We start from the raw sequence: 21,737 nt of genomic DNA on the forward strand, positions 1-21,737 counted from the left end.
ATCTGAATGAGGTTGAGATGGATCTGAACTGGTTGTTTCCCCTGGCGGGCTTTGCCCTGATCACCTGTGGCACCCCGGGCCCCAACAACATGCTGCTCACCAGCGCCGGGGCCGCTCAGGGATTTCGCCGCTCCATCCCCCTGCTGGTGGGTGTGGTAGGGGGCATCAACCTGATGATCCTGGCCACGGCCCTGGGGCTGGGGGTGGTGTTCGAGAAGGTGCCGCTGCTGCACGACGGCCTCAAGCTGGTGGGCTCGGCCTACCTGCTCTGGCTGGCCTGGAAGGTGGCCACCGCCAGCGGCCCGGCGGATGGCAGTCGGCCGCTCATCCCGGCCCATCAGGGGGCCATGTTGCAGTTGCTCAACCCCAAGGCCTGGATGATGGCGCTCTCCGCCATCAGCGGCTTCACCCTGGCGGGGGAGGCTTACTGGCCGTCCGCCGGCTGGGTGCTCGGCATCTTCTTCGTGACCGGCCTCTATACCGGGGCCTTCTGGGTGCTGTTTGGTGCCCAGGTGCGCCGCCTCATCCGCACCGCCAAAGGCTGGCGTCGCTTTAACCTCGGCATGGGGATCGCCACGGCGGCCTGCGTGCTGATGATCTGGATTTAGGCCTTGGCCTGAGCCTGAGCCTTTACCGGCTGTCTTGTTGGCCCTTCGGGGCCTTTTTTGTCTGTGGGTGGCCGTCACCCGATGTGAAAAGGAGCGGTTATGAAATGTATCGGTCTGCTGGGTGGCATGAGCTGGGAGTCCACCGTCAGCTACTACCAGGCGCTCAACCGGGGTGTGCGGGCGCGGCTCGGCGGCCTGCACTCGGCGCGGGTGTTGCTCAATAGCGTCGATTTTGCCGAGATAGAGCGGCTGCAACATGCCGGTGACTGGCCCGCCACCGCCCGTCTGCTGGCGGCCGAGGCCAGGGCCATCCAGGCCGGTGGCGCCGATTTCCTGATGATAGGCACCAACACCATGCACAAGGTGGCCCCCGAGATCGAAGCCGCCATCGAGATCCCGCTGCTGCATATCGCCGACGCCACCGCCCGCCGTCTGCAAGCCGACGGGGTGACCCGGGTCGGCTTGCTCGGTACCCGCTTCACCATGGAGCAGGATTTCTACAAGGGACGGCTGCAAGAGCTGTTCGGGCTGGAGGTGCTGGTGCCGCAGGAGGCTGCGCGGGAGCGGGTGCACAGCATCATCTATGACGAGCTCTGCCTCGGCGACATTCGCGAGTCGTCCCGGGCCGAGTATCTGGCCATCATCGCCGAACTGGCCCGGGCCGGGGCTCAGGCGGTGATCCTCGGCTGCACCGAGATCGCCCTGCTGGTGGGGGAGTGTCAGGCCGCAGTGCCGCTCTACGACACCACCGCCATTCACGCCGACGCCGCCGTGGCGTGGGCGCTGGAGTAGGGCAGAGAGAGAATCCCGTGGAGGTGCTCCGGCGCCTCCCTCTTCCTTCCTGCCCGCCATCCCCCCGATCCTGACTGTGAGTCAGCCTTCACTTCAGCAAGCCGATTGACGCTTTTATTGTCAAACGGCTCACATTTCCCTCTTTTGTCCCTTGAGTCTGGTGCGTCAGGGGCCTAGTTTTCGATAACTGAAACGATTCAGCTTTCACGAAAACCACTCACAAGAACAAGAGACACGAGGATAAAGCCATGTTGAAGAGACTCTCCATTGCCGTGCTGCTCGCCCTGGGGGCGAGCTCGGGCCAGGCCGCCGAATACCTGCTGACCGATTCCCAGCAGGGGCTGGATGTGGGGGACTGGAAGATCACCAGCGACAAGCTGGGGATCAAGAGTCCGGTACCCTTCTCCATCGAGAAGAAGCGCCTGCACGGCGGGCGTCAGGAGGGGGTGGATCTGCTCATCGTCGACAACGGGGTGATGAAGATCACCCTGGTGCCGACCCGTGGTATGGGGATCAAGGAGGTCAAGGGGGCCGATGTGCGCCTCGGCTGGGATTCGCCGGTCAAGGAGGTGGTCAACCCGGCCTTCATCGATCTGGAGAGCCGCGCCGGTCTCGGCTGGCTCGATGGCTTCAACGAGATGCTGGTACGTTGCGGCTATGAGTGGACAGGCCACCCCGGGGTGGATGACGACGGCCGCCTCAAGAGCCTGCACGGCCGGGTGCAGAACATACCGGCCTCAGTGGTCAGCGTGACAGTGGATGAGGAGCCGCCCCACGCCATCCACGTGCGGGGCCGGGTGGACGAGCGCACCTTCAAGATGAGCGAGCTGGTCACCTGGACCCAGCTGAGCGTGGTTCCCGGTCAGGCGGAGTTTGCCCTGCAGGACAAGCTGACCAACCACGCCGACTACGAGAACGAGTACCAGATCATCTATCACGGCAACTTCGGGGCGCCCATCCTGGAGGAGGGGGCGCGGGTCAGTACCCCGGTGAAGCAGATCTCCCCGTTCAACGACTACGCCAAGGCGGGGCTCAAGGGCTGGCAAACCTACCTGGGGCCGACCAAGGGCTTCGACGAGATGGTGTTCAACCTGGTGCCCTACAGCGATGCCGAGGGCAATACCCTGGCGGTGCTCAACAACAAAGCGGGCAACGTCGGGGTGGCTGTGGGTTACAACACGCACCAGCTGCCTGTGCTGACCCTGTGGAAGAACACAGACACCCGGGCTCAGGGTTATGTGACCGGCATAGAGCCCGGCACCAGCTATGCCTACAGCACCAAGTACCAGCGTCCGCTGGGGCTGGTTCCCAGGATCCAGCCGGGGGAGACCAAGACCTTCGATCTGACCTATCGCCTGCTGCGCAATGGGGAGGAGGTGAAGCAGGCCCTGGCCCAGGTGGATAAGATCCAGGCCGGCCGCCCCACAGAGCTGCGGGAGCAACCCCTGGTCAAGCTGCCCTGAGTGGCAGGCAGACAGCAAAAAGCCGCTCCATGAGCGGCTTTTTCATGCCAGATGAGGGATCAGCCGTGGCTGGGCTCAGACATGGCTGTACATGGCCTCGATCTCGCTCTGGTACTTGGATTCGATGATCTTGCGGCGCAGCTTCATGGTGGGGGTGATCTCCCCGAGCTCCATGGAGAAGGCGCTCGGCAGCAGGGTGAACTTCTTCACCTGCTCGAACTTGGCCAGCTCCTGTTGCAGATCCGCGATCCGAGCCTCGAAGAACTCCACCACCTTGGAGTGGCGCAGCAGCTCCGTCTTGCACTGGTACTGCAGGTTGATGGAGCGAGCGTACTCCTCCAGGGACTCGAAGCAGGGGACTATCAGCGCCGAGACGAAGTGGCGGGCGTCGGCGACGATGGCGATCTGCTCGATGAAGCGATCCTTGCCGAGGGTCCCCTCCACCAGCTGCGGCGCCACGTACTTGCCGTTGGAGGTCTTCATCAGCTCCTTGAGACGCTCGGTGAAGTAGATGTTGCCCTCGTCGTCCAGCTCGCCGGCATCGCCGGTACGCAGGAAGCCATCGGCCGTCATCACTTCGGCCGTGGCCTCCGGCTTGTTGTAGTAGCCGCGCATCACTGTGGGTGAGCGCACCAGCAGCTCGTTGTTCTCGCCGAGTTTGACCTCTATGCCGTCCATGACGGTGCCGATGGATCCCAGCTTGAACTGGCTGTCCTCGTAGCAGCAGACGGTGGCCGTGGTTTCTGTCATGCCGTAGCCGTACTTGAGGTTGAGCCCCATGGCCTGGAAGAAGAGGTTGACGTCGTCCGCGAGGCGAGCGCCCGCCACCGGCAGGAAGCGGGTACGGCCGCCGAAGCGGGCACGCAGCTTGCGAAACACCAGCCGCTCGGCCAGGGCCAGCTGCAGGTAGAGCAGGGGGGAGGCGGACTTGCCGGCCTGGCGGGTGGCGACCATCCGCTTGCCGACGCCGGTGGCCCAGCCGAACAGGGCGCGGCGCAGGCGCGGGGCCTGGGCCAGCTTGGCCTGGATCATGGCGTAGGCCTTCTCGTAGAGGCGCGGCACGGCGCACATCACGGTCGGCTTCACCTCGCCGATGACATCCATCACCTTCTGCGGGTCGCGGATATAGACGTTCTCGGCGCCGCAATAGAGCACGTAGTAGCTCCAGGCGCGCTCGAACACGTGGCTGAGCGGCAGCATGCAGAGGGACACGTCCTGCTCGCCAAGATCCAGGCGGCGGTCGTGCATCTCGAAGCAGGCGGCGATGTTGTTGAAGTCGAGCATGACCCCCTTGGGTTCACCCGTGGTGCCCGAGGTGTAGATCAGGGTCAGCAGATCATCCATGCGGTAGTGCTGTTCACGCATCCGCAGTGCCAGCTCGCTCGGCTGATGGTTGCCGGAGGAGAGAAAGGTCTGGAAGTGGCTCGCCTGCTCGCAGCCGCGCAGATCGACTGTGCCGTCCAGGGTGACTATCTGGTTGATCTCGCCACTCTCGAGCAGCAGGAGCGCCTGATCGAACTGGGGCTGCTCCCCCACGAACAGCAGCTTGATGCCGGCGTCCTTCACTATGTAGCGCAACTGATCCAGGGTGCTGGTGGGGTAGATGGGCACGCTGACGCCGCGGGCGGCCAGGATGCCGAGATCGGCCTGGGTCCATTCCGGCATGTTGCGGGCATAGATGCCGACCATCTCGGTGGGCTGGTGGCCGGCGCGGATCAGCGCCTGGGCACAGTAGTCCATGGCCTGTCCCAGGGTACGCCAGCCGATGGCGCGCCATTGGCCATCCTGCTGGACGCGCAGGGCGGCCTTGTTGCCAAGGCGGGCAATACGCTCACGCATCACTCTAACCAGATGAAGCTGCGACATCTAAATCATCCTCAAGTAACAGTTGTGCGCCCGCAGGGGCACTAAAATCGGGGCTGGAGTTTAAACTCTAACATTACAGCTTACAAGTGTGCGCCATTTGTCCTGGATCACAAAGTCGTCAACTCAGGGAGAGTCAGGCATGATAAGGGCAAGGGTCGGATTCATTCAGGGAGGTGCGCCATGGGGATCGGAGTCAAGAGTCTGTTGACGGGCATGTTGTTGCTGCTGGCGGGAGCCGGTGCACTCTGGTTTGTCCTTGGTGGATCCGAGGGGCAGGACAATCCCTGGCTGAGCGGGGCCGAGGGCTATGAGCAGGCGCAGCGGCTGGCGCTCAGGGAAGGATACCCGTTGCTCTACGTGATAGAGCGCGCCAAATGCCGACGCTGCAAGGCACTCAATAGCGAGCTGTGGCGCGCCCCCGAGATGCAATCCGCCCTGGCGGGGCTGGCCAAGGTGCGGCTCAACCCGGATGCGGGGGATGGCAGCGAGCACATACTGCGGCGCTTCCCGCAGGTGGCGACAGCGCCCGGCATCTATGTGCAGCGACCGGGGGAGCCGCTTAGGCCCATCAAGGTGGTGGTGGATATCCAGCAGATCTGGATGCCCGGCGTCACCTACGGGCGCGGCTTCTTCATGCCGCTCTCGGGGGCGGCCTTCGAGGCGGTGCTGAGGGTCACCCTCAGCCTGGAGGATCCCGCCATCGACAATGCCCCCCTGCCCTGAGGGGCGACCGGGGTGTCGGGATGAGAGAGCGACAAGGGGACGGTATAGTCCCCTTGTCCGTTGCGGATGGCCTCCTGGCCCAAGCCGGGGAATCAGCCGAAGTCGAACAGGCGGGACATCAGCACGGCGTCTTCCCGATCCTGGCCGGTGCCATAGTAGTCGGCGCGGCGGCAATACTCGGCAAACCCCTCGCTCTCGTAGAGGCTGATGGCGGTGCGGTTGCCCGCCCGCACCTCCAGGAACCAGGCCTCGGCCCCCTTCCCCTTGCTGCGGGCCAGATACTCTTTCAGCAGCGCCCGGCCCAGCCCCTTGCCCTGAAACTCGGGGTGCACGCAGATGTTCATCAGGGAGCTGTCTCCCGCCACCAGATCCGAGATATAGAAGCCGGCGGGGCGGCCTTCCACCAGCATCAGGCCATTGAGATAGCGCGGCCCGAAGCAGGAGAGCAGGTTGACCTGGCTCCAGGGCTCCTGGTGGGCGGCCTGCTCTATGGGGTAGATGGCATCGAAATCGGATTCGAGCAGGGGACGAAAGCTGGGCAAGAGGTCAGACATGGTTACTCCGGACGGGATTCGGACTTGCGACGGACGGCATGGTCATGCCATGGTCGTGGCTTCAAGGGATTTGGCGGCTGGCCGCTTCAACCGGGCTGGCGCTGCCGGCACTGCTGCCACAGGGCGCGCTTGTGCGCCGCGCTGGGCTTGAGCGGGCAGACGAGAGCATGGGGCCAGCGCGGATCCGGGGCCGTCAGCCAGAGCAGGGGGGGCGTCATCCCCTCGGGCAATTCGCCGAGCAAGGAGACCTCGTCCGTGCCTATGCCGAGCCACTGGCAGATATCCCCGAGCAGGGAGGGCGCGGGCAGCGCCTCGGCCTGCAGCCACAGCTTGCCGGTCGGCACCGCCAGCGGCTGGCGTGGGGTCGCCGCATCCTCTGCCGCCAGGGTCACCGGCGGCTGCCGGGTTGTAGCAGCTTCTGCCGGTTTGCCTGGCAGGCCCCGGGCTCTCAGTTGCCAGAGGGGGATGCCCATCCTGGCCAGGATGCGCTGACGCAGTGGGTCCAGCAGGGGATCTTGCATGCGAAGGCTCACTCTTGATCTGCGTTGGGGTAAATTCTGATGCGCAGAGTACACTCTCGCAGGTTTTGCTGCACCCCCTTGCGTGCCGGGATTGTCCCGCCAGGGCCGTGCAGGATCCCGACCCCGATCGCGGGATGAACAGATTCAACAGACCATGACAGTGAGGCGGGGCCTGAGGCCGGACCCCGCGGACACTGATGACAATACAAGCTTCGGAACTGTGCCTATGCCGCCTTTAGCCCAGAATACTGTTCGTGCCACCCCCATCCATGAGCGCCTGCCACGGCTGCTGGCCGCCCTCGGGGAGGGGCTCTATGAGCGCCAGGATGCCCTGCGGCTCGGCCTGCTGGCGGCCTTGAGTGGCGAGAGCGTCTTCCTGCTGGGCCCACCCGGCATCGCCAAGAGCCTGATCGCGCGGCGCCTCAAGCTCGCCTTTCACGATGCCCGCCACTTCGAATACCTGATGACCCGCTTCAGCACGCCGGAGGAGGTGTTCGGCCCCCTCTCCATCCAGGCGCTGAAGGAGGATGGCAAGTACCTGAGGCTGACCCACGGCTACCTGCCGGAGGCCGAGGTGGTCTTCCTCGACGAGATCTGGAAGGCGGGCCCGGCCATCCTCAACACCCTGCTCACCGCCATCAACGAGCGGCAGTTCCGCAACGGCGACAGCCAGCACCCCATTCCCATGCGGTTGCTGGTGACCGCCTCCAACGAGTTGCCCGCCCCGGACAGCGGGCTGGAGGCGCTCTACGATCGCATGCTGGTGCGGATCTGGATGGACAGGGTGCAGGAGAAATCCAACTTCCAGGCCATGCTGGCGAGCGATGGCCAATCCCACCAGAACCTGCCCCCCTCGGTGCAGATCCGGGGGGAGGAGTACGACGCCTGGCAGGAGGAGATCGAGCAGGTGCGCCTGCCCGACGCCTGCTTCGAGCTCATCTACCAGCTGCGCCAGCAGCTCGACAGCCAGCTGGGTCACGGCTGCTATGTGTCGGATCGGCGCTGGAAGAAGGCGGTGAGGCTGATCAAGGCGAGCGCCTTCTTCAACGGCCGCGACGAAGTGGCCCCGCTGGATCTGCTGCTGTTCAAGGATTGCCTCTGGCACGACGAGGCCTCCCGCACCGCCTTGCTGGAGATGATCGGCGAGTTCTCCCGTCTCTACGGCTACCAGCAACTGGTGCTGACCCGCGAGCTGCTGGCCCTGCGCGAGCGGTTCAAGCAGTTGAGGGGGGCCGTCGCCCAGCGCCTCGCCTGCAAGGCGGTCAAGCGCAAGCAGTGGTTCGGCCGCCGCGCCCGCGGCATCGAGTTGCCGCTGGCCAACGCCAAACCCTTCGGCAAGCAGGTGCACTTCCAGCTGCTCACCCCGGCACCCCTGGATGGGGGGGATCCCGAGCGGCTGACCGAGACCCTCACCTTCGATCGAACCCTGCTCTCCCACTGGCACCCCAATGGGGAGGCGCTGGTGGGCTGGCCCCTTGGCAACCCCAAGGAGGGGCACTACGAGCTGGTGCTCGACGAACAGCTGCGGCTGCACGTGCTGGATGTCCAGCGCCAGCCCGTGCCCCTGGTGTTGGTGGAGCGAACCCCCATCCCCGAGGTGGTGACGGCACCCTGGCAGGCCGAGCTCGGTGAGCTGGCGAGCCAGGTTGTCCGGGTGCAGCAGAGCCTCAAGGGGCAGCGCAGCCTGTTCGATCGTCACCAGCCCCATCTCTTTGTCGGGGAGCACTGGCTGCGTCAGGTGGAGGACAGCTTCTTCGTGCTGAACCGGGATCTGGAGCGGCTGGGCGAGGAGCTGCAGCAGTGGCGGGATCGCCTGCCCAGGCTGGATGCCTGATGCTCTCTGGACTGACGTGGCCCCAAGCGCCTGGCCGCTTGCCGTACCGGCAGCATGGCTTTGTGCGTCCCTTGCATAGGAAGTGCCCATGCTAGAGATCGGCATGATGGATCTGGGGCTCCTCATAGGTGAGGGGGAGCTGGCGGGGGAGATGGCACTGCTGCTGGCGTCCACCCCCAAGATCTCCGAATTCCTCAAACGCTCCCCGCTGCAGGGCAAGCTGCTGAAAAAACGCATCCAGCACTGGAGCGAGCAGCTCGGCGAGGAGATGCGCCACAAGCCGGTGCCGGTGGCCCTCGAACGAGAGTACCTGCTCTATCAGTCCCACAGATTGCTGCCCCTGCCCGAGCTGGTGGGGCGGCTGCCGGCCCTGCTGGAGGCGCTGGAGCAGCACAGCCCCTTCGCCGGGGATGCCCGCAGCCTGGTGCGCCAGATCATGGTGCAACCGACCGAGGGGCTGCGTCAGCTGTTCGTGGAGAAGTGGCGGGCCAGCCTGGTGGGTAGCCTGCTGCAGTTGCAGCAGCAGATCGCCGAAGCGGAGCGGGAGAAGCAGCGCCAGGAGATAGAAGATCAGTTGCTGGCGAACAGGACCCTGGCCGACGCCCTGGACCCGCACCAGATCTCGGCGGGTGGACTCTGGGATCTGGCCCAGGGCAGCTGGCACAAGCGCAGCCTGGTGCTGGTGCAGCAATATGCCCGCATGTTGCAGCGCGAACCCCTGCTGGGGGAGATAGCGGCGCTGCTGGGGCGCAGCGAGCGGGATCGGCGGACCGACACCCGGACGCTGCCCCCTGTGCCCATGCACGAGCTGGAAGAGGTGCAGACCGACGACGTGCCTGACGATCTGGTGGGGGTGCACCCGGCCAGCGATCTGATGCGGCTCTTGCCGAGCGAGGCTGTGATGCTGGCCCTGCCGGAGCTGGAGCTGGAGTTCTATCGCCGCTATCTGGAGCGGCGCCTGCTGAGCTATCAGTCTCGGGGCACATTGCCGCGCCAGCGGCTGATGCAGCGCTCCCCGGAGCAGGGCGGGCAGGAGGTGCAACCGCGGGGCCCCTTCATCGTCTGCGTCGATACCTCGGGCTCCATGGGGGGTTATCCGGAGGAGTGCGCCAAGGCGCTCTTCCTCGCCCTGCTCAAGCTGGCGATGGACGAGAAGCGGGGCTGCTATCTAATGTTATTTTCCACCGAGGTGGCGACCCTGGAGATCACCGCAGACACGGGGCTGGACAAGGCGGAGCGCTTCCTCTCCATGAGTTTCCACGGTGGCACCGATCTGGTGCCCTGCCTGGAGCAGGCGCTGGTGCAGCTGGAGCAACCGGATTTTGCCAAGGCGGACGTGCTGGTGATCTCCGACTTCATCGCCCAGAGCCTGCCCCATGCCCTGCTCGATCGGATGAACCGGCGGCGAGCGCAGCAGACCCGCTTCCACGCCGTCGCCATGTCCAGGCACGCCAAGTCGGCCATCCTGCGGGTGTTCGACAACAGCTGGTTGCTGGACTGTGGCCTGCGGGGCCGGCTGCTGAGGCGCTGGCAACGCAGCTAGGGGCAGGTCGGCGTCAGCCACCTTGCCTGTGGTAGAGGCCCCGTTCGCTGACCTGATCCTGATCCAGCAGCGGCTGGCCGCTCGGCCTGGCGATATAGAATCCCCGTTTGCCGCTGCGCTTTACCCTGTACATGGCCTGATCGGCCCGGGCCAGCGCCGTGCTGAAGTCATCCTGGGGCCGGATGGCCGCTATCCCCATGCTCATGCCCACGGCCGCCTCCCCATTGGGCAGCTCGAACGGGGTGGCTATGGTGTCGACGCATTGACGGGCCAGGTGGCTGGTCCTTGGATCCTCGCTGGGCCAGGGCAGCAGCAGCACGAACTCATCCCCCCCGAGCCGACCCAGCCGGATGTCGTCGCCGCAGCAGGCGCGCAGGCGCTGGCTGATGGCCACCAGCAGCTCGTCGCCGGCGCGGTGGCCCAGGTTGTCGTTCACCTGCTTGAAGTCATCCAGATCGATGAAGCAGATGGCCCTGTGCTCCCCGGGGAACTGGCGGTGCATGGCGGTGCGATTGAGCAGGCCGGTGAGGGGATCCCGGTGGGCCAGCAGGGCCAGCTGCTGCTCGTACTCCTTCTCGTGGGTGATGTCGATGTGGGTGCCCATCACCCGCACGGCGTTGCCCTCTTCATCCCGCTCCACCACCCGGCCGCGGTCCAGCACCCAGGTGGTCTTGCCATCCTTGCCGATCATCCTGTGCATCACCTGATAGAAGGGGCTCTTGCCCTCCAGGTGGTCGAAGAAGGCCTGCAGCACCCGCTCCCTGTCTTCCGGATGCAGATGCTCACGCCAGATGTCGAAGTGGGCGGACAGCTCCTTGGGCTGATAGCCGAGCATGGATCCCCAGCGCCGGTTGAAGATGATGAGCTTGCCGGTGGGAACATGGTTCTGCCAGATGCACAGGCCTGTGCCGTCCATGGCGGCATCCAGCTTCTCCCGTGCGTCATCCGCGATGCGTTTGAGGCGCTCGTTCTCCAGCAATAACCTGTCGTAAGCCTCCCGCAGCTCCTCGTAGGTCATTCATCATCCCTTCCCTTGTGTCAGTTCGCTTATAGTCGATGCAGACTTTCCTTCTGTAAAGAATGAGATAGCAGGAGTGAGCGCTGACACGGCAATGCATGCCGTGGCTGTGCGCCCATGACAAGGAGGGATATGATTGGGGCGGTGGGCACGGCGTCCGGGCCATCGAACGGGGAGACTGAATCTGCATGAAGATCCTGACGGGCATTAGCCTGCTGTTATGGCTGGGAGTGACACCCGCCTTCGGAGTGTACCCCCGGCTGACCGAGCCCGCGCTCTCCCTGGAGCTGCAGCAGCTGGAAGATGATGCCCCGCCCCTGCAGGTATTTCGCGACCGTGTCGCCGCCCTGGTTGCTCACGTCGATGACTACCCGCCCGAGGTGCAGGGGCGCATCGCCCGCCTGCAGTGCTGGGCCCAGCCGAGCGAGCGGGACGAGGAGTTCCTGCGCGCCGTGCAGTTTGCCGACAAGGCGCTGGCTGAGGTGAGGGGCCGCAAGGACAGGGTCACCGAGAGCGGCCTGCTCGCCTGTCGCGGTTATCATCAGCAACTGCTCGGCAACATGGACGAGGCGCGGCAGGACTACGACGCGGCCCTGACCCTGGCGCGCAGGCTGGGGGATGAGCGGCAACGGGCCGACATCCTCAGCCTGCGGGGGGAGATGTACTCCTACCAAGGGGAGCTGGCCGAAGGGCTGATGGAGCTTATCGATGCCCATCGCCGTTACGAGACCCTGGGGCTGGAGAGCAAGGGGCGCGAGGTGCTGGCCAGGATCGCCAATGCCTATCGCCGGATGGGACTCTTCGAGCGGGCCGAGGGCTATTTCCAGGAGCTGGAGCACGACTACCGGACGCTGGGGGATCAGGAGCGGCTGGTGGATATCCACACCCAGCAGGGGCTGCTCTATGTGGACACCGCAGAGTACGACAAGGCGCTGCCCCTGATGGTGGAGGCCGAGCGCTACTATGAGGCGCAGCGGCAGGACGGTGTGCTGGCCTGGAGCAGGATAGAGCTGGCCACCATATTGCTCAGGCAGGGCAAGACGGCGCAGGCCATGGCCAAGCTGGAGCAGGCCGCCACCTTGCTGCATCAGGGGGAGGGGGCGGACAGCGTGACTCTAGGCCACTGGCACATCGTCATGGCCACCGCGCTGGATGCCATGGGCAAACCGGCCGAGGCGCTGCGGCACCTGGACGAGGCCGAGCCGATTTTTGCCCGGGAGCAGAACCTGCGCTTCCTCGCCTGGGTGCACGAGGTGCGCGCCCGGGTGCTGGAACATCAGGGACGGATCGCGGAGGCCCTGGCCAGCCTCAAGGCCTTCGTGCAGACCCGTCATGCACTGGATCAGCGGCTGCGGGAGCAGCGGGCCCTGCAGATGCGCTTCGAGTTCGATCTGGCGCGCAAGGAGCTGGAGAACCAGACCCTCAGATCCAGCCAGCAGTTGCAGGCAGAAAAGCTCAAGCAGTTGCAGGAGCGGCGCTACTGGCAATATCTGGTGGTGGTCCTGTCGCTGCTGGTCATGGGGGTACTGGTGCTCTATCAGCGCAGCCGCACCCGCAAGATGCAGCACCTCGCCATGACGGATGAGCTCACCGGCATCCACAACCGGCGTCAGATCCAGGCCAAGGGGCGCAAATGGTTCAGCCAGGCACGCGAGAGCGGCAAGCCCCTGTGCGTGCTGCTGCTGGACATAGATCACTTCAAGAAGGTGAACGACCGGCTGGGCCACCACGTCGGCGATCTGGTGCTGACCGCCGTGGCCCAGTGCATCGAGGATCAGCTGCGCAGCCTGGACAGGGTGGGGCGCAACGGCGGCGAGGAGTTCCTGGTGCTGCTGCCCGATACCGAGCTTGAGGAGGCGGCCGAGGTGGCGGAGCGGGTCAGGATTGCGGTCTCCCGCCTCGTCATCGAGGGAGTGCCTGAGGATCACCCCATCCACGTCAGCATCGGCTGTGCCGAGTACAAGGCAGAGGATGACAATCTCGGGGAGCTGATCCGCCGGGCCGACGAGGCCATGTACGGCGCCAAGCTGGCGGGGCGCAACCGGGTGGTGAAGGCGGCCTGATCCCGAACCGCCCTCTAGCCCCTCATGCCGGGCTGGGTATTTTTCACTCGCGCGGGTATAATGTCGCGCAATTTTGCTTTGACTCAGGCGAGAAGGCCCATGTAACGCAGCGCTCCTCCTTTTTCCACCTGCGGGTTCCATGACCCGGCTGCGTGGCGTCGTTGTCTGCATGGGAGCCCTGATCCCAAGGTGCTGTCCCGCATTTATTCCCACGGTGGCTCCAGGCCGCCGCTCAATAGAAGAACGTCGAATTATGTCAGCTGAATTTCTGAGTGAAGTCTCCAAGAGACGCACTTTTGCGATCATCTCGCACCCGGATGCGGGTAAAACCACCATCACCGAAAAAGTCCTGCTGTTCGGACAGGCCATCCAGCGCGCCGGTACCGTCAAGGGCCGTGGCTCGGGTCAGCACGCCAAATCCGACTGGATGGAGATGGAGAAGCAGCGCGGCATCTCCATCACTACGTCCGTGATGCAGTTCCCCTATGCGGACTGCCTGGTCAACCTGCTCGATACCCCGGGTCACGAGGACTTCTCCGAAGATACCTACCGTACCCTCACCGCGGTCGACTGCTGCCTGATGGTCATCGATGCCGCCAAGGGCGTCGAAGACCGGACCCGCAAGCTGATGGAAGTGACCCGGCTGCGGGATACCCCCATCCTCACCTTCATGAACAAGCTGGACCGCGAAGTGCGCGATCCCATGGAAGTGATGGACGAGGTGGAGCGCGAGCTGAAGATCATGTGCGCCCCCATCACCTGGCCCATCGGCTGCGGCAAGTCCTTCAAGGGGGTCTACCACCTCTACAAGGACGAGACCTATCTGTATCAGACCGGTCAGGGCCACACCATCCAGGAGAAGCGGGTGGTGAAGGGGCTGAACAACCCGGAGCTGGACGCCGCCATAGGTGAAGATCTGGCCGCCCAGCTGCGCGGCGAACTGGAGCTGGTGCAGGGCGCCTCTCCGGAGTTCGATCACGAGGCCTTCATCGCCGGCGAGATGACCCCGGTCTTCTTCGGTACTGCGCTGGGTAACTTCGGTGTCGACCACATGCTGGATGGCCTGACCGACTGGGCGCCGTCCCCCATGCCGCGCAAGGCCGAGAGCCGCGAAGTGGTGGCGACCGAGGAGAAGTTCTCCGGCTTCGTGTTCAAGATCCAGGCGAACATGGACCCGAAACACCGGGACCGTATCGCCTTTATGCGCATCGTCTCCGGCACCTACTCCAAGGGCATGAAGATGCGCCACGTGCGCATCGGCAAGGACGTGAACATCTCCGATGCCGTCACCTTCATGGCCGGTGACCGGGAGCAGGCGGTCGAAGCCTGCGCCGGTGACATCATAGGCCTGCACAACCACGGCACCATCCAGATCGGCGACACCTTCACCCAGGGTGAAGATCTCAAGTTCACCGGCATCCCGAACTTCGCCCCCGAACTGTTCCGCCGCATCCGCCTGCGCGACCCCCTCAAGCAGAAGCAACTGCTCAAGGGGCTGGTGCAGCTCTCCGAAGAGGGCGCCGTGCAGGTGTTCCGCCCGCTCATCAGCAACGATCTTATCGTCGGTGCCGTCGGTGTGCTGCAGTTCGATGTGGTGGTCTCCCGTCTGAAGAGCGAGTACAACGTCGAGGCCATCTACGAGGCGGTCAACGTCTCCACCGCCCGCTGGGTGGAAGGGACAGACGTCAAGAAGTTCGAGGAGTTCAAGCGCAAGAACGAGGTCAACCTGGCCCTGGATGGCGGTGACAACCTCACCTACATAGCCCCGACCATGGTCAACCTGCGCCTGGCCCAGGAGCGTCACCCGGACGTTCAGTTCCGCCAGACCCGCGAGCATTGATAACGCGCGCCCCCAGACGGCAAAAGCTGATATAAAAGAAGGCCCTCGCGGGCCTTCTTTTTTTGCCCGCGTTCTATTTCAGATCAGGAGATCACCATGCTTGGACGCATTACCAACCTCTTCCCGCTCTGGGCCTTGCTGTTTTCAGTGCTGGCTTACTGGCAGCCAGCGCTGTTCGTCGACCTCAAGACCCAGATAGTGCCGCTGCTCACCATCATCATGCTGGCCATGGGGCTGACCCTGCGCCCCGCCAACTTCCTCGACGTGGTGAACAACAAGAGGGCCATCGGACTGGGACTGGTGTTGCAGTTCAGCGTGATGCCGCTGGCGGCCCTGCTGATCAGCCTGCTGCTCGGCTTCGATGCCGAGCTGACCGTGGGCATGGTGCTGGTGGGCAGCGTCGCCGGTGGTACCTCCTCCAACGTGATGTGCTACCTCGCCAAGGGGGATGTGGCCCTCTCCATCACCATGACGGCGCTCTCCACCTTGCTCGGGGTGATCATCACCCCGCTGCTGGTGCAACTGCTGGCCGGCAAGAGCGTCGATGTCCCCGTGCTGGACATGCTGCTGAGCCTGCTCAAGATAGTGCTGATCCCGGTGGTCATCGGGGTCCTGGCCAACGTCTGGCTGCACTCCCTGACCGCGAGGCTAGAGCCTCTGCTGCCGCTGGTTTCCATGGTGGCCATAGTGCTGATCATCGCCACCGTCGTGGCCCTCAATGCCGGCCAGTTCGCCGCCATAGGCCCCATAGTGGCGCTGGCGGTGATCCTCCATAACGGCATAGGCATCACTGCGGGTTACTGGGTGAGCCGATGGCTCGGCTTCGATGAGCGCATCTGCCGCACCATCGCCTTCGAGGTGGGGCTGCAAAACTCCGGGCTGGCCACGGCCCTCGCCATGAAGTTCTTCACCCCGGCCTCCGCCGTGGCGGGCACCCTGTTCTCGGTCTGGCACAACCTCTCGGGCTCCCTGCTCGCCGGTTTCTGGGCAAGGCGGCCACTGCTTCTCGCCGAGCGGCAAACCGGGGCGGCGGTCAAGGATCACTGAGGCCTGCCCTGGCGCCATGCAAGAGACCCCGCTGCGGCGGGGTCTCTTTTTGCCCCTCTTTCCCGTGACAGGGGCAGAAGAGATGGGACGGGCTCAGGGGCGGCTCAGAGCTCCAGCACCATGCAGATCTCGCAGGCGTCGTGGCCGGTGCAACCCAGCGGGCCCGGCAGGTGCTCGAAGCCGAGCGACTCGTAGAGGCTGGTGGCTTCCCGCAGATCGGCGGTGGTCTCCAGATAGCAGCGCAGGTATCCGAGGGCACGTGCCTCCGCCAGGGCCTGCAGCACCAGCCGCCGCCCCAGCCCCAGGCCGCGCAGGGCGGGCAGGAAGTACATCTTCTGCAGCTCGCAGGTCCCTGTCTCCCCCGCCAGGGGGGCTATGCCGCCGCCGCCGAGAATGGCGCCGTCCGGCCCCTCTATGACCCAATACCGGCTCTGCTCGCCCTGATAAGTCTCATGGAGGGCGTCGAGATTGGGATCCGCCACCCCGTAACCCTTGTCGGCGGTGAGGCCGTACTCGGCGGAGACGGCCCGGATCACGGCGGCGATGGCGGCATTGTCCTCAGGCGCTATGGGCCTGATGCGATAGCCCTGCTGGCGGCGGGCGCGGGAGAGGGCGCTGCGATAGAGGCGCATGCCCTCCCAGAGCCGCTCACGCTCCTCGGGGGCGAGCTGGGCCAGGGTCTCGGCCATGGCCTCATCCATCTGCCGATGTAGATCATGGAGTTGCGCGCATCCTTGCTCGGTGAGGGTCGCCTGCTTGCTGCGCCCGTCCGAGGGGTGGGGCTGCCAGGCGATCAGCTCCCGCTCTGCGAGGCGGGCCAGGGGGCGGCTGGCATTGGACTTGTCGATGCGCAGCCGTTCGGCCAGTTGCTGATTGGTGGCGGGGCCGCTCTCCAGCTCGATGAGCAGGTGTGCCTCCAGGGGGCTGAGGGCCAGGGAGCCGCACTGCTGGGAGAGCATGCCGAGTTCGCGTACCAGTTCCCGTGACAGGGCGCGCAGGGGGCGGGGATCCATCTTGTGAGTGTCCTTCTGGTTGTTACCTGCAACCAATATAGCCAGCTGGTTGTTGATGGCAACTATTTTCCGAGGCAAAAGACGGGTACAAAAAAGGGCCCGGGAGAGGGGCCCAAACATTGGAAACCCGCGCCAGGGCGCGGATCCCATCCTTGGTCAGGAACAAGCTGGCCGGGCAACGGCGGCCCGGCCTGTGTATGGCTCGGATCTGGCGACTTACACCAGCTTCGACAGCATGGTGCCTGCCACAGAGCTGTCTCAGGGGGCGGCGCGGTTTATACCAATTCCGCCAGCATGGCCTCCGAGTAGGGCACCAGGGGCTCGGCGGCCTTGAGCTTGCTCAGGTAATCCGGGTTGGCGATGAGGGGGCGACCGATGGCGATGAGGTCGAAGCGATCCGCCTTGATCGCCTCGGCGGCGGTCTCGGCACTGTAGTTGCCGACCCCCACCAGGTGGCCGTCGTAGTGGGCGCGCAGGTAGTCGGAGGCGCGGCCATCCAGGTAGTCGAAGGTGAGGCTGTCATCGAAGATGCCGAGGTGCAGATAGGCCAGGTCACGCTTGTTCAGCTCGGCCAGCAGATGATCGAACACGGCGCGATCTGCTGGGCTGCCCGCCAGATGGACATAGGCACCGGGGGAGAGGCGCAGGCCTACCCGCTCGCTGCCGATGCGAGCGTTGATGGCGTCCACCACCTCCAGGGCGAAGCGGCTCATGTTCTCCGGGGTCTGACCGTACTGGTCGGTGCGCAGGTTGCTCGAATGGTGCAGGAACTGGTCGATGAGGTAGCCGTTGGCACCGTGGATTTCCACACCATCAAAGCCCGCCTCTATGGCGTTGGCGGCGGCCTGGGCGTAATCCTCGACCAGCTGGCCAATCTCGGCCACCGTCAGGGCGCGGGGCACCTGATACACCAGCTCGCGCATGCGCGGCACTGTGCCTTCATGGGCGACCGCAGACGGTGCCAGCACCTCGGCATGGTGGAAGAAGGGGTGGGAGAGGCGACCCACGTGCCACAGCTGGGCGAAGATCTTGCCTCCCTTGGCATGCACGGCCTCGGTGACCTGTTTCCAGCCTGCGATCTGCTCAGGGCTGTAAATCCCCGGGGTGTTGGGATAGCCCTGGCCGTCCGGGCGAATGATGGTGGCCTCGGAGATGATGAGGCCTATGTCGGCGCGGCGGCCATAGTAGGCGGCCATCTGCGCGGTCGGCACCAGTCCCGGGCCCGCCATGCAGCGGGTGAGGGGGGCCATCATGAAGCGATTCGCGAGGGTGAGGGTGCCGTTGAGGCGGTAAGGTTGAAACAGGGTATCCATGCAGAGCGTCCTCGGGGGTGATTCTTGAATGGGCATTCAAGACGTTTTTTGGTTTGTACGCAAGTCTTTTTTGAGCAAGCATTCAACATGGATTGGTCTTGCCTGCCTGCTGGGGTAAACTTGCCGCCCTGTTCCCCGGTACGCCGGGTCCTTGCCAGCGGAGATCCCATGCGCAGTGCCGAATTTGATCGGGACCTTGTCCTGCGAAGCGCCATGGAGGCGTTTCGTGCCAGAGGCTATGCCAAGACCACCATGCAGGATCTGGTGGCGGCGACCGGGCTGCACCCGGGCAGTCTCTATGCCGCCTTTGGCAACAAGCGGGGCCTGCTGCTGGCGACGGTCGATCACTATGTGCAGGAGAAGGGCGCCCAGCGCCGTCGCTGCTTCGATCAGCCAAGCCCGCTGGCCGGGCTGAAGGCCTTCTTCACCCAGCTGGTGGACGATGCCCTGCAGGGCTCCTGCCTGCTGACCCGCACCCTGATGGAGCTGGCGGAGCAGGACGAAGAGCTGCACCTGCGCTTCAAGGTCATCTATGGCGAGCTGGAAAGCGACCTGGCGCAGTTGCTGCGTCAGGCCAGCGAGCGGGGGGAGCTGGCCCCCGGGGGGGACATCCCCACCCTGACAGCCTTCTTGCAGGTCAACATCCAGGGGCTGGTGACCTTCGCCCAGTGCCATCCAGACCGCGCCCTGCTGGGTGCGGTCGTCGACCAGCTGATGGCGGCCCTGACCCCCAGGCACTGAATCCGGTCTGGCCCCGGCCCTATATTTGTCCCCGTTGCTTGCCCCTGCCTGCCCCCTCTTCCATCTTGATGGTGAGGATATCGGCAGGAGGAAAGGGAATGACCAGAAAGGCAACGTCTCGGGCTATATTGGCGCACTTCACCACGCCACGGCTCTCCATTGCGCAGCGGTTCGCCGCCGGCAAGGCCCTGCGGGAACAGTTTCCTCGCGAAGCGCACTCCTGGCTGCCGCCCGCACCCTATGACAGGGATCCCATCGCCGTGCTCAAGGCCCAGGCCGCCACTCGCTTGAAGCAGCTGGTGCCGGTGCGCCATGCCAGGATGCAGGAGTCCCCTTTCGCCTTCCTGCGCGGTGCGGCCGCCATCATGGCGGGAGATCTCGTCGCCACCCCCCACTCCGGCCTCATGGTCCAGGCCTGTGGCGATATGCATGTCGCCAATATCGGCCTCTATGCGAGCGCCGAGCGCAACCTGGTGCTGGCCATCAACGACTTCGATGAGACCCACCTCGGCCCCTGGGAGTGGGATCTCAAGCGCCTGGCCGCCAGCGCCCTGGTGGCGGCCGAGTACCTGGGGGCCGATGCCGCCCGCCAGCGGGAGGCGGCCAAGATGATAGCGACCGGCTACCGCACCAAGCTGCGGGAATACGGCAAGATGGGCTTTATGAGGGTCTGGTACGATCACATCGAACAGGCCTCGGTGCTCGATGCCTTCTCCGTCGATGCCCACAGAAGGGTCAAGGCCACCTTCGCCAAGGCCCGGGGCCGCAACCACCTGCAGGTGCTCGGCAAGATGACGGATCTGGTGGACGATCAGCACAGGATCCGCGAACTCCACCCCTTCGTCATCCGCGAGACCCACACCGAGGACGGGGAGGCCGTCTATGAGGTGCTCGGCGAGTTGCTGGAGGCCTATCTCGCCTCTCTGCCGGAGGACAGGCGCATACTGCTGCGCCGCTACAGGGTCGTGGACGTGGCGCGCAAGGTGGTGGGGGTGGGCAGCGTGGGCACCCGCTGCTGGGTGATCCTGCTGACCGGCGCAGACGATGACGATCCCCTCTTCTTGCAGGTCAAGGAGGCGCAACCCTCGGTGCTGGCCCCCTATTTCACCTCGGAAGACGACAGCGGCAACCAGGGGCGGCGGGTGGTGCGGGGCCAGCGGATGATCCAGGGATCGCCGGATATCTTCCTCGGCTGGTGCGATCTCAGGGGCCGTCACTTCTACGTGCGCCAGCTGCGGGACATGAAGGGGGGCATCGACATCACCCCTGGCATGGTCAAGCCCCGCCACTTCGTCGAGTATTGCCAGCTGTGCGGCTGGGCCCTGGCGCTGGCCCATGCCAAGTCCGGGGATGCGGCCCAGATCGCCGGCTACCTCGGCAAGTCGGAGGTGATGGATGAGGCCATCGCCGACTTCGCCGTGGCCTATGGCCAGCGCACCCGGGAAGATCACGCCCTGCTGCTGGCCGCCATCGCCCGCGGGGAGCTGCCGGTCGCCTCAGAGGCGAGGTGAACGCTTCCCCTCACCCTGGCCCTCTCCCGGAGGGAGAGGGAATTGATCGAGGAGCTGGTCGAGACGAGGCTAGCAAAGGAGTCCACCTGTTGGTTGCCAAGATTTTTCCACAGACCAGGTCTCTGCTCCCTTCTCCCCTCGCGGGAGAAGGGCTGGGGATGAGGGGGATTAGTCAGGGCTCACCAGCTCCTTCATCAGGTCCTTCAGCCATATCAGGGCGGGCTGTTGGGCATGGTGATTGAGTGTGCCAGACGCAGTTTGTATGTCCCTTTTATTGAGGACTCACCAGCTCCTTCATCAACGCCTTCAACCAGATCAAGGCCGGTTGTTGCGCATGCACCGGGTGCCAGACGCAGTTGAGATGGTAATCCGGCACGTCCGCCGGCAGGGGCAGGCTTTTCAGCGGCCAGTGGTTGGCGAGCAGCTCGGCCACCATGCTCGGCAGCACCAAGAGGTGGTCGCTCTGGCTGACGATGGCGGCGGCGGACATATAGCTCTGGCTGTTGACCGAGATGGTGCGGCTATGGCCCAGGCTCTTCAGGTAGCTGTCCAGGCTCGCCTCCGAGGTGCCCAGCGGCGAGTGGAATACGTGGGGCATGTCAATCAGCTGCGCTAGGGTGATGCGCTCCTCCTCCAGCTCCAGGGTGGCGCGCACCAGTCCGGCCAGGGGCTCGGTGAGCCAGGTCTCCTTGCCTAGATAGCCCGGCACCTGCATGTACTCGTCAAACCCCAGCACCAGATCGATCTCGCCGCTCGCCAGCTCCGCCTCCGGCAGGGTGTCGCGCAGTATGCGGATCTCTATGGTGACCCCGGGGGCCAGCTTCCTGAGGCGCTGGATGAGGGGCGGGATCAGCACGCACTCCACGTAATCCGTGGTGCAGAGCACGAAGCGGCGCTTCGACTGGCGCGGCTCGAACAGCTCCTCTTCGGAGAGCTGCTGCTCCAGCAGCCGCAGCACCTGCTGCACCCCCAGATGCAGCCGCTGGGCCCGCGGGGTCGGCAGCATCCCCTGGGGCGTGCGCACCAGCAGCGGATCGTCAAAGAAGGCCCGCAGGCGATTGAGGGCGTGGCTCATGGCGGGCTGGCTGATAAAGAGCGACTCGGCGGCGCGGGTCACACTGCCTTGCGTCATCAGGGCGTCAAGGGCGAGCAGCAGATTGAGGTCGAGCTGGTGCAGTTTCATGGGGGGATTATTCGCCGTGTTTATGGGACAATCCATCCTATTCATTTGATGGATGGGCACGCAACTTCTTACACTGCGACCCACTCTTATTTTTCCAGGGTTCC

The 21,737-nt window shown here is 64.8% G+C and carries 18 protein-coding genes; 11 read left to right on the plus strand and 7 right to left on the minus strand.

The features are described 5' to 3' along the window. The first annotated feature begins 17 nt into the window (after positions 1 to 17). The 3 genes from OC537_RS19355 to OC537_RS19365 all read left to right on the plus strand — a co-directional run bounded on the left by OC537_RS19355 (position 18) and on the right by OC537_RS19365 (position 2,863). Positions 18 to 608, plus strand: a complete 591-nt coding sequence (locus OC537_RS19355) for a LysE family translocator (protein ID WP_262113686.1) — start codon at positions 18 to 20, stop codon at positions 606 to 608. Between the two features lie 99 nt (positions 609 to 707). After that, positions 708 to 1,400, plus strand: a complete 693-nt coding sequence (locus tag OC537_RS19360) for an aspartate/glutamate racemase family protein (RefSeq protein ID WP_262113688.1) — start codon at positions 708 to 710, stop codon at positions 1,398 to 1,400. A 248-nt stretch (positions 1,401 to 1,648) separates the two neighbouring features. After that, positions 1,649 to 2,863, plus strand: coding sequence for an aldose 1-epimerase family protein (locus tag OC537_RS19365; RefSeq protein WP_262113690.1), 1,215 nt, complete (start codon positions 1,649 to 1,651; stop codon positions 2,861 to 2,863). Positions 2,864 to 2,938: 75 nt separating this feature from the next. On the opposite strand, the gene OC537_RS19370 is transcribed toward OC537_RS19365, so the two are convergent. Next, on the minus strand, positions 2,939 to 4,729 hold the full coding sequence (locus tag OC537_RS19370; protein ID WP_262113692.1) for an AMP-dependent synthetase/ligase: 1,791 nt from the start codon (positions 4,727 to 4,729) through the stop codon (positions 2,939 to 2,941). Between the two features lie 180 nt (positions 4,730 to 4,909). On the opposite strand from OC537_RS19370, the gene OC537_RS19375 reads away from it, so the two are divergent. Further along, positions 4,910 to 5,452, plus strand: a complete 543-nt coding sequence (locus OC537_RS19375) for a thioredoxin family protein (protein ID WP_262113695.1) — start codon at positions 4,910 to 4,912, stop codon at positions 5,450 to 5,452. Positions 5,453 to 5,544: 92 nt separating this feature from the next. On the opposite strand, the gene rimI is transcribed toward OC537_RS19375, so the two are convergent. Further along, the gene (rimI, locus tag OC537_RS19380; RefSeq protein WP_262113800.1) at positions 5,545 to 5,994 is read right to left on the minus strand and encodes a ribosomal protein S18-alanine N-acetyltransferase; all 450 of its coding nucleotides are present in this window, start codon (positions 5,992 to 5,994) and stop codon (positions 5,545 to 5,547) included. Positions 5,995 to 6,092: 98 nt separating this feature from the next. Continuing rightward, positions 6,093 to 6,527, minus strand: a complete 435-nt coding sequence (locus OC537_RS19385) for a DNA polymerase III subunit psi (RefSeq protein ID WP_262113697.1) — start codon at positions 6,525 to 6,527, stop codon at positions 6,093 to 6,095. Positions 6,528 to 6,753: 226 nt separating this feature from the next. On the opposite strand from OC537_RS19385, the gene OC537_RS19390 reads away from it, so the two are divergent. Both OC537_RS19390 and viaA read left to right on the plus strand, forming a co-directional pair. Then, a complete protein-coding gene (locus OC537_RS19390) occupies positions 6,754 to 8,361 on the plus strand; it encodes an ATPase RavA domain-containing protein (RefSeq protein ID WP_262113700.1) in 1,608 nt (535 codons plus the stop codon). 88 nt (positions 8,362 to 8,449) lie between these two features. After that, positions 8,450 to 9,904 (plus strand): ATPase RavA stimulator ViaA, encoded by a 1,455-nt coding sequence (viaA, locus tag OC537_RS19395; RefSeq protein WP_106884891.1) that lies wholly within the window; start codon positions 8,450 to 8,452, stop codon positions 9,902 to 9,904. Positions 9,905 to 9,917: 13 nt separating this feature from the next. On the opposite strand, the gene OC537_RS19400 is transcribed toward viaA, so the two are convergent. After that, positions 9,918 to 10,922, minus strand: a complete 1,005-nt coding sequence (locus OC537_RS19400) for a sensor domain-containing diguanylate cyclase (RefSeq protein ID WP_262113702.1) — start codon at positions 10,920 to 10,922, stop codon at positions 9,918 to 9,920. Between the two features lie 188 nt (positions 10,923 to 11,110). Here OC537_RS19400 and OC537_RS19405 point away from each other — a divergent pair, with 188 nt between their 5' ends. From OC537_RS19405 to OC537_RS19415, 3 genes are all read left to right on the plus strand, one after another. After that, entirely contained in the window at positions 11,111 to 12,985 is a 1,875-nt protein-coding gene (locus OC537_RS19405) for a GGDEF domain-containing protein (RefSeq protein WP_262113704.1), read from the plus strand. 250 nt (positions 12,986 to 13,235) lie between these two features. Further along, on the plus strand, positions 13,236 to 14,825 hold the full coding sequence (gene prfC, locus OC537_RS19410; RefSeq protein ID WP_106887777.1) for a peptide chain release factor 3: 1,590 nt from the start codon (positions 13,236 to 13,238) through the stop codon (positions 14,823 to 14,825). Positions 14,826 to 14,921: 96 nt separating this feature from the next. Then, positions 14,922 to 15,872 carry a bile acid:sodium symporter family protein gene (locus OC537_RS19415; RefSeq protein WP_111913118.1) on the plus strand — a complete coding sequence of 317 codons (951 nt, stop codon included), beginning with the start codon at positions 14,922 to 14,924 and terminating at the stop codon, positions 15,870 to 15,872. 104 nt (positions 15,873 to 15,976) lie between these two features. Here OC537_RS19415 and OC537_RS19420 read toward each other — a convergent pair whose 3' ends face one another. Together OC537_RS19420 and OC537_RS19425 are read right to left on the minus strand one after the other, a co-directional pair. Then, positions 15,977 to 16,885, minus strand: coding sequence for a MarR family transcriptional regulator (locus OC537_RS19420; protein ID WP_262113707.1), 909 nt, complete (start codon positions 16,883 to 16,885; stop codon positions 15,977 to 15,979). Positions 16,886 to 17,160: 275 nt separating this feature from the next. Beyond that, complete coding sequence (locus OC537_RS19425; RefSeq protein ID WP_262113709.1) at positions 17,161 to 18,198, minus strand: alkene reductase; 1,038 nt, start codon at positions 18,196 to 18,198, stop codon at positions 17,161 to 17,163. 168 nt (positions 18,199 to 18,366) lie between these two features. Here OC537_RS19425 and OC537_RS19430 point away from each other — a divergent pair, with 168 nt between their 5' ends. Then, entirely contained in the window at positions 18,367 to 18,939 is a 573-nt protein-coding gene (locus OC537_RS19430) for a TetR/AcrR family transcriptional regulator (RefSeq protein ID WP_262113711.1), read from the plus strand. Between the two features lie 98 nt (positions 18,940 to 19,037). Continuing rightward, the gene (locus OC537_RS19435; protein ID WP_234569311.1) at positions 19,038 to 20,450 is read left to right on the plus strand and encodes a DUF2252 domain-containing protein; all 1,413 of its coding nucleotides are present in this window, start codon (positions 19,038 to 19,040) and stop codon (positions 20,448 to 20,450) included. 271 nt (positions 20,451 to 20,721) lie between these two features. On the opposite strand, the gene OC537_RS19440 is transcribed toward OC537_RS19435, so the two are convergent. After that, a complete protein-coding gene (locus tag OC537_RS19440; RefSeq protein ID WP_139751666.1) occupies positions 20,722 to 21,633 on the minus strand; it encodes a LysR family transcriptional regulator in 912 nt (303 codons plus the stop codon). Positions 21,634 to 21,737 lie beyond the last annotated feature (104 nt).

The organism is Aeromonas sp. Marseille-Q5825 (assembly GCF_946892685.1).
In the GTDB taxonomy this organism is placed as follows: Bacteria; Pseudomonadota; Gammaproteobacteria; order Enterobacterales; family Aeromonadaceae; genus Aeromonas; species Aeromonas rivipollensis.

Coding starts and splice junctions, on each gene's coding strand:
- OC537_RS19390 (WP_262113700.1), top strand. CDS start 6,754: ATGCCGCCTTTAGCCCAGAATACTGTTCGTGCCACCCCCATCCATGAG.
- OC537_RS19375 (WP_262113695.1), top strand. CDS start 4,910: ATGGGGATCGGAGTCAAGAGTCTGTTGACGGGCATGTTGTTGCTGCTG.
- OC537_RS19435 (WP_234569311.1), top strand. CDS start 19,038: ATGACCAGAAAGGCAACGTCTCGGGCTATATTGGCGCACTTCACCACG.
- OC537_RS19405 (WP_262113704.1), top strand. CDS start 11,111: ATGAAGATCCTGACGGGCATTAGCCTGCTGTTATGGCTGGGAGTGACA.
- OC537_RS19425 (WP_262113709.1), bottom strand. CDS start 18,198: ATGGATACCCTGTTTCAACCTTACCGCCTCAACGGCACCCTCACCCTC.
- OC537_RS19440 (WP_139751666.1), bottom strand. CDS start 21,633: ATGAAACTGCACCAGCTCGACCTCAATCTGCTGCTCGCCCTTGACGCC.
- OC537_RS19420 (WP_262113707.1), bottom strand. CDS start 16,885: ATGGATCCCCGCCCCCTGCGCGCCCTGTCACGGGAACTGGTACGCGAA.
- OC537_RS19360 (WP_262113688.1), top strand. CDS start 708: ATGAAATGTATCGGTCTGCTGGGTGGCATGAGCTGGGAGTCCACCGTC.
- OC537_RS19430 (WP_262113711.1), top strand. CDS start 18,367: ATGCGCAGTGCCGAATTTGATCGGGACCTTGTCCTGCGAAGCGCCATG.
- OC537_RS19400 (WP_262113702.1), bottom strand. CDS start 10,922: ATGACCTACGAGGAGCTGCGGGAGGCTTACGACAGGTTATTGCTGGAG.
- OC537_RS19415 (WP_111913118.1), top strand. CDS start 14,922: ATGCTTGGACGCATTACCAACCTCTTCCCGCTCTGGGCCTTGCTGTTT.
- OC537_RS19355 (WP_262113686.1), top strand. CDS start 18: ATGGATCTGAACTGGTTGTTTCCCCTGGCGGGCTTTGCCCTGATCACC.
- OC537_RS19385 (WP_262113697.1), bottom strand. CDS start 6,527: ATGCAAGATCCCCTGCTGGACCCACTGCGTCAGCGCATCCTGGCCAGG.
- OC537_RS19365 (WP_262113690.1), top strand. CDS start 1,649: ATGTTGAAGAGACTCTCCATTGCCGTGCTGCTCGCCCTGGGGGCGAGC.
- viaA (WP_106884891.1), top strand. CDS start 8,450: ATGCTAGAGATCGGCATGATGGATCTGGGGCTCCTCATAGGTGAGGGG.
- OC537_RS19370 (WP_262113692.1), bottom strand. CDS start 4,729: ATGTCGCAGCTTCATCTGGTTAGAGTGATGCGTGAGCGTATTGCCCGC.